This is a genomic window from Streptomyces aurantiacus, assembly GCF_001418335.1.
Classification (GTDB): Bacteria; Actinomycetota; Actinomycetes; order Streptomycetales; family Streptomycetaceae; genus Streptomyces; species Streptomyces aurantiacus.
In genome coordinates this window covers 1-6,676 of the sequence record NZ_LIPP01000227.1, presented here as the reverse complement: position 1 = coordinate 6,676, position 6,676 = coordinate 1, and the positions used below count along the sequence as shown (strand labels likewise).

Below are 6,676 nucleotides of genomic sequence, written 5' to 3'. Positions count from 1 at the left end.
GTGGGGGCCGGTCGCGCAGTTCCCCGCGCCCCTAAAAGACAAAAGCCAAAAGACTGCGCCGTTCCCCGCGCCCCTAAAGACACCCGCGCCCCTAAAAACGCGGTCAGTCCTTTACCTGGCCCGCCTTCAGGCGGAGTTGGTCCAGGAGGACGTTGCAGTCGTCGCCCTGTTGGCAGGAGATGGAGATCGTGTTGGTGCCCTTGGTGAGGGTGGGGTAGGCGTAGGTCTCCGTCCAGCCCTTGTCCCACTCGTTTTCCTTGGCGCCGGCGAAGTTGCTCATGTTCAGCTTGCTGCCGAACTCCTTGCCGTTCACGGTGAGCGTCATCTTGGCGTCGTCACCGGCGACGCTGTACTTCGTGAAGACCGTGTAGGCGCCGGCCTTCGGGATGCCGTTGACGGTCCACGTGACCTCGGCGCCGACCTGGTTGAGACCCGTCACATAGATGCCGCCCGCCGCGCTCGCGCCCTCGACCTCCGACGCGGTCGTCACACCGGTACCGAGCTTCAGGGCCTTCGCGTCGATCTCGGGAAGATCCGCCGGATCCGCGGCCTGCTTGCTGGACGACTCGCTCGGCTCGGCACTCGTACCGGTCGACGTGGTCGGGGCCGCCGCGTCGCCGCCCTTGTCGTCGCCCGAGTCGTCCCCGAGCATCGCGATACCGATACCGATCACCACGGCCGCGACGACGGCGACGGCGCCGATCAGCAGACCCTTGGTGTTGGGCCCGCGGCCTCGCCCGCCGCCGCCCCTGCCGTGGGGCTGCTGCTGATGCGTGGTGGGGGCGCCGCCGGAGAAGCTCTCGGGCGCCGCGGAATAGTTCGCGGTCGGCTGCCCGTACGTGCCCTGCTGCTGTGGCACCTGACCGTACTGCGCGGTGGGCGCGGCCTGCCCGGCGGACTGACCGTACTGGCGCTCTCCGACCGGACGCACCCGGTTGACCGAGCCGGGGTAGCCGTAGCCACCGCCGCTCGGCGGCTGAGCTCCGGCGGCCTGCCCGTCCTCGTACAGATAGCCGAACGGGTCGTCGTCCTCGGGCGTGCTCGCGCCGTTGTTGCCGGGCGTCATCCCTTGGTCTCCTAGCGGGTGCGGTTCAGATGGGGTACAGGGGATCGAAAGGCGAGCCTACCCGCTTCCACTGCCCCAAACGGGTGACTCAGATCGCATCACACCGCTGACCTGCGGTTCAGCCCGCACGCCTGTGCGCTTTGGGACGAGACCGTTTCTCTACGTACATCCGCTCGTCGGCCGACTGCAGGACCTCTTCCGCCGACATGCCGCAATGTGCCCACCCGATTCCGAAGCTGGCACCGACCCGCATGGCGCGGCCGTCGACCCTGATCGGCTGGATGATCTCGCTACGCAGCCGCACCGCGAGATCCTCCGCGTCGGCCCGCCCGAGCCCGTCGGCGAGCACCACGAACTCGTCGCCGCCGAGCCGGGCGACCGTGTCCCCGTCACGTACGGCGGCGCTCAGCCGTCGGGCCACCTCGACGAGCACGAAGTCCCCGGCGTTGTGCCCGAACCTGTCGTTGATCGACTTGAAGCCGTCGAGGTCGCAGAAGAGGACCGCGAGGCCCTTCGTGCCGTCGTCCTTCTCCCCCTCGGGCGTGACGGTGTGCACATGGTGGTCGTACGCGCCGAAGGCGTCCGAGGCCGACCGGTAGTCGAAGCCGTGCCCGTTCACGTCGTACGGGGTCACGTTCGCGTCGTACGCGCTCGCGTTGCGCGCGGCCACCACTTCCCCGTACGCCGCGTCGATCGTGTCGACCACCCCGGGCTCCATCGCCGTGGGACGCGCGCACAGCCGGGCGGAGAGGCGGGCGCGCAGCTCCGCGGAGTTCGGCAGTCCGGTGAGCGAGTCGTGCGAGGCGCGGTGGGCGAGCTGCAGCTCGCGGCGCTTGCGCTCCTCGATGTCCTCGACGTGGGTGAGCAGGAAGCGCGGCCCGTCGGCGGCGTCCGCGACCACGCTGTTGCGCAGCGACACCCACACGTACGTACCGTCGCGGCGACAGAGCCTGAGCTCGGACCGGCCGCCCTCGGCGGAGGTCCTGAGCAGGGTGCCGATGTCCTCGGGATGGACGAGGTCGGAGAACGAGTAGCGGCGCATCGAGGAGGCGGGGCGGCCAAGCAGCCGGCACAGCGCGTCGTTCGTCCGCAGGATCCGGCCGTGCTGGTCGCCGCCCATCTCGGCGACGGCCATGCCGGAGGGCGCGTACTCGAAGGCCTGCCGGAAGCTCTCCTCACTGGCTCGCAGCGCCTGTTGCTCCCGCTCCAGGCGGACGAGCGCGCGCTGCATGTTGGCCCGCAGCCGCGCGTTGCTGATGGCTATGGCGGCCTGGAACGCGTACATCTGCAGGGCCTCGCGGCCCCACGCGCCGGGGTGCCGTCCGTTGCGCGGACGGTCCACGGACAGGACGCCGATCAGTTCACCGCCGGAACCGCCCGGGGGACCCGGGGTGTACATGGGCGCGAAGAGCCGGTCGGCGGGGTGCCACTCGTCCTCGAAGCGCGGCTCGGGCCCGTCGGTGTGCCACTGCGGGACGTCGTCGTCGTCGAGGACCCAGCCTTCCGTGTGCGGTATGAACCGCAGGTCGCCCCACGCCTCGCCCATGTTCAGCCGGCGCTCCCAAGAGTGCCGGGAGCCCACGCGGCCGGTGATGAGCGCCTCGGCGGCCGAGTTCCCGGCGAGGGCGGCGACCACGAGGTCACCGTCGGGACGGACGAGGTTGACGCAGGCCAGCTCGTAGCCGAGTCCGTTCACGACTCCGTCGGCCACGGTCTGCAGTGTGTCGGCCAGGCTGCGGGCGGTGTTCATGTCCGCCATGACCTGATGCAGTTGCCGCAGGGTCGCAAGGCGGACGTACGGCTCCGACTCGGTCTCCATCCGACCTCCCCTTGAGACCTCGACAGCAACTCCAGGGGTCTCCCCAGCCCACTCCCTGCCAGCTTCCCCGCCACTGAATCACAGCGCGCTGCTCACTCGGTACACAGGGTCAACAAATTATGGCCCCTGTGACTCAAGTCACAGGTGAAGATGAACAATTGAGTAGAGTTTCTGCGTTTTCGCGGTGCGTTTACTGAACGCAAATTTGTGGAACATGTGCGCGCGCCTGATTAACCCATCAAAAGAGACCCGAGTCACACACTCCCCCTCCCCTTCAGCCACCGTCTCCCTCTCCGCCTCCCTCTCTGGTCCTAGGACCGTGTTCGGGCGTTGGTCCGATGTGTCGAACGTCGGCGGAGAATAACGTCTTCCCGTGCTGAACACTCCTGGTCCCACTCCCACTGCCACCTCTCCCGCCCCATCCGTGCATGCTGTGGGGGTGAGCAACGACGAGTTCCGGGCCGCCATGTCCCGCCTGGCGGCCGGCGTGGTCCTGATGACCGCGCACGAGCCGCAGTCCGACCCGGACGGCCCGAGCGGCGAGGACATCGGCATGACGGCGACCTCCTTCATGTCCGTATCCCTGGACCCGCCTCTCGTACTCGTCGGTCTGCGCGAGGGTTCCCGCATGGACGACCTGCTAGACGACCAACCGCTGTGGGCGGTTTCGTTCCTCTCGGAAAAACAGAGTTCCGTCGCGAGCCGCTTCGCCATGAAGAACCGCATCTCCGACCGCCTCCTCTTCGTGGACGTGCCGTACGTCCGCGGGGCGGTGTCCGGGGCGCCGCTGCTGGAGGGCGCCCTGGCGACTCTGGAATGCCGCACCGAGCAACGGGTGACGGCGGGCGACCACACACTGGTGATCGGCCGGGTCCTGACGTCCGCACAGCCGGGCCCGGAGGCCGGCCCGCTCGCATATTTCCGGGGCCGCTACCGACAGCTGGGCTAAGGGCTGTCCGCTCCCACGCCGAGGAAGGGACGAATTCCCGGCACCGGAAGAAAAGCCGGGAGGAAAGCGGGGAAAAAAGCGAAGCTGAAGGAATTTCACCGCAATCGCTATTCCTCAGCCTCAGCGTCAGCGTCAGCCCCAGTCGCCGCGTCCGGAGCGTCCGCGCTTCGTGTCGCCCCGCTGCTTCTTCTCGCGGAGCCGGCGCTCGTTGATCCCTCGCGGAATGCGGGTGGCCCGGCGGGGCCTGGGCGGCGGGGCGCTGGCCTCGGCGAGCAGTGAGGCGAGCCGGACGGCCGCCGTCTCGCGGTTGCGCCACTGGGACCGGTGCTCGGAGGCACGCACGGCGACGACGCCGTCGACCAACCGATCAGCCAGCTTGACGAGCGCGCGCTCCTTCCACACCGGCGGCAGCGACTCCGTCTTCGCGAGGTCGAAGCGCAGTTCGACCTGTGAGTCGGTCGTGTTGACGTGCTGGCCGCCGGGCCCGGAGGAGCGCGAGAAACGCCACATGAGCTCGGCCTCGGGCAGCGAGACGGAGCCGCGGATGACGTAGGGACCGGACATGTCCCCATGGTCCCTTGTCTGTCCGGTCCACGTCACCCTCTTTTCGCTCCGGAACCAGCACACGCCCCACCCGCGGAGCCCGCCCTCGCGCGCCCCGGACCACCCCCTCCGACCCTCAGGTAAAGAAAGTAAAGAGGAGCGGAACCCTGGGGACCCCCATCGGCGTTCTTAGGGTTGGCGGTAGCTTCGTCACGTACGAAGCCCGACGCGCACCACGCACCACGCACCACCGCACGACGACACCGCACGACCCGTACATACAAAAAACGAGGGAAGGACTCCCAACAATGGCTGTAAGCCTGTCCAAGGGTGGCAACGTCTCGCTCACCAAGGAGGCTCCGGGCCTGACCGCCGTCACCGTGGGCCTCGGCTGGGACGTCCGCACCACCACGGGAACCGACTTCGACCTGGACGCCTCGGCCATCGCGGTCAACACCGAGGGCAAGGTCTACTCGGACGCCCACTTCATCTTCTTCAACAACAAGCAGACCCCGGACCAGACGATCGTCCACACGGGCGACAACCGCACGGGCGAGGGCGCGGGCGACGACGAGGCGATCAACGTCAACCTCGCGGGCCTCCCGGCCGACCTCGACAAGATCGTCTTCCCGGTCTCGATCTACGACGCGGAAACCCGCTCGCAGAACTTCGGCCAGGTCCGCAACGCGTACATCCGGATCCTGAACCAGGCCGGTGGCGCCGAGATCGCCCGCTACGACCTCTCGGAGGACGCGGCCACGGAGACGGCCATGGTCTTCGGCGAGCTGTACCGCAGCGGCGCGGAGTGGAAGTTCCGCGCGGTGGGCCAGGGCTACGCGTCCGGCCTCGTGGGCATCGCCAAGGACTTCGGCGTAAGCGTCTGATTTCCGAACGCGCAGGACATCGAGGGGCCCCGGCCCGGCTGCGGCCGGACCGGGGCCCCTCGATGTCGCACACTAAGGGCTGTCGGGGCGCCCGTCCCCGTAAAGCCACTCCTCCCAAATCCCCCTGAGGTCCGCGTCCGGCGTCGGCGGCGCCATCTTCTCCACGTAGGCGGTGAAGTCGTCCGTGTCGGCGTTGCCATGACGACGGGTGGCGGCCCAGCCCCGAAGGATGTCGAAGAACACCTCGTCGCCCACCGCCTGACGGATCTTGTGCAGCACCATGGCGCCCCGCTCGTACACAGGGCTGTCGGAGATCCGCGCGGCGTCAGGCGGCCTGGCCGGCGGAAAGGCCCAGACGGCGTCGCCGTCCTCTTTACTGTCGTAGTAGTCGCCTTCGTACAACGCGTCGAAGACGTCCTGGACCGAGTCTCCGCCGTGGTCCTCCGCCCACAGCCACTCGGCGTATGTCGCGAAGCCCTCGTTGAGCCACATGTCACGCCACGACTCGGGGGTGACCGAGTTCCCGTACCACTGGTGGACCAGCTCGTGGACGAGGAGCTCGACACTGGGGGCACCCGGAAACACGGGCCGGTTCTGGGTCTCCAGGGCATACCCGGAGTCGTCTTCCCGCTCCACGATCGCGCCCGTGGACGAGAAGGGGTACGGGCCGAAGGTGCGCTCGGCCCACTCCATGATCTCGGGGATCTGGTCGAGCACCTCCCCACTCGCAGCTGCCTGATCGGGATCCACGGCCACGAAAACAGGCAGCCGCCCAGCCTCCGACCGACGAATCTGGAACTCCCCCACGGCCACCATCGCCACGTAGGAAGCCATCGGCTCCGAAACATGCCAGTCGAAGACGGCCCGCCCCTGATCCCTCCTCTCCCCACGGAGTTCCCCGTTGGAGACGGCCTCCAGGCCCTCGGGCACGGCGATCGTGATGTCGTACTCCGCCTTGTCGCTCGGGTGATGGTTGCCGGGAAACCAGGCCATCGACCCGGTGGGCTCACCCAGGGCGAGGGCCCCGTCCTCGGTGGGCAGCCAGCCCTCCTCCGAACCGTCCGGATCGGTGATGGTCTCCGGCACCCCGGAGTAACGAACCACCGTGGCGAAACCATCTCCCTTGTCCAGGTCATCACGCGGACGAACGGTCAGCTCATGATCACCACTGCGGTTGAACCGAGCAGGCTTCCCCGCCACCTCGACCGACTCGACCTTCATTCCTTTCAGATCCACATTGAACGCGCTGAGGTCTTTCTCCGCCCGCGCCTCGATCCGCGCCTCCCCCACCAGCCGACGCGCCTCGGGCCGATAGTCGAGCGTGAGCCCGTAATGCGTGACGTCGTACCCGCCGTTCCCCGACTTCGGAAAGTACGGATCCCGCACCCCGGCACCCCCCACCACACCCCGCACAC

The 6,676-nt window shown here is 68.3% G+C and carries 6 protein-coding genes; 2 read left to right on the top strand and 4 right to left on the bottom strand.

The genetic code is table 11. The features are described 5' to 3' along the window. Positions 1-103 precede the first annotated feature (103 nt). Both AOK01_RS27485 and cdgB read right to left on the bottom strand, forming a co-directional pair. Positions 104-1,066: a carbohydrate-binding protein gene (locus AOK01_RS27485; protein WP_055516345.1), complete on the bottom strand. Its 963-nt coding sequence runs from the start codon at positions 1,064-1,066 to the stop codon at positions 104-106. A gap of 118 nt (positions 1,067-1,184) precedes the next feature. Continuing rightward, positions 1,185-2,885 (bottom strand): diguanylate cyclase CdgB, encoded by a 1,701-nt coding sequence (gene cdgB, locus AOK01_RS27480; RefSeq protein ID WP_055516343.1) that lies wholly within the window; start codon positions 2,883-2,885, stop codon positions 1,185-1,187. Between the two features lie 373 nt (positions 2,886-3,258). Here cdgB and AOK01_RS27475 point away from each other — a divergent pair, with 373 nt between their 5' ends. Then, entirely contained in the window at positions 3,259-3,834 is a 576-nt protein-coding gene (locus tag AOK01_RS27475; protein ID WP_079103798.1) for a flavin reductase family protein, read from the top strand. A gap of 132 nt (positions 3,835-3,966) precedes the next feature. Here AOK01_RS27475 and arfB read toward each other — a convergent pair whose 3' ends face one another. Next, positions 3,967-4,398, bottom strand: coding sequence for an alternative ribosome rescue aminoacyl-tRNA hydrolase ArfB (gene arfB / locus AOK01_RS27470; RefSeq protein ID WP_055516339.1), 432 nt, complete (start codon positions 4,396-4,398; stop codon positions 3,967-3,969). 287 nt (positions 4,399-4,685) lie between these two features. Between arfB and AOK01_RS27465 the strand changes: the two genes are divergently transcribed. Then, positions 4,686-5,261 (top strand): TerD family protein, encoded by a 576-nt coding sequence (locus AOK01_RS27465; RefSeq protein WP_055516337.1) that lies wholly within the window; start codon positions 4,686-4,688, stop codon positions 5,259-5,261. A gap of 72 nt (positions 5,262-5,333) precedes the next feature. Here the strand turns inward: AOK01_RS27465 and AOK01_RS27460 are convergent. After that, positions 5,334-6,676 (bottom strand): M1 family metallopeptidase (locus tag AOK01_RS27460; protein ID WP_055516335.1); only part of this gene is annotated, 1,343 nt, incomplete at its 5' end.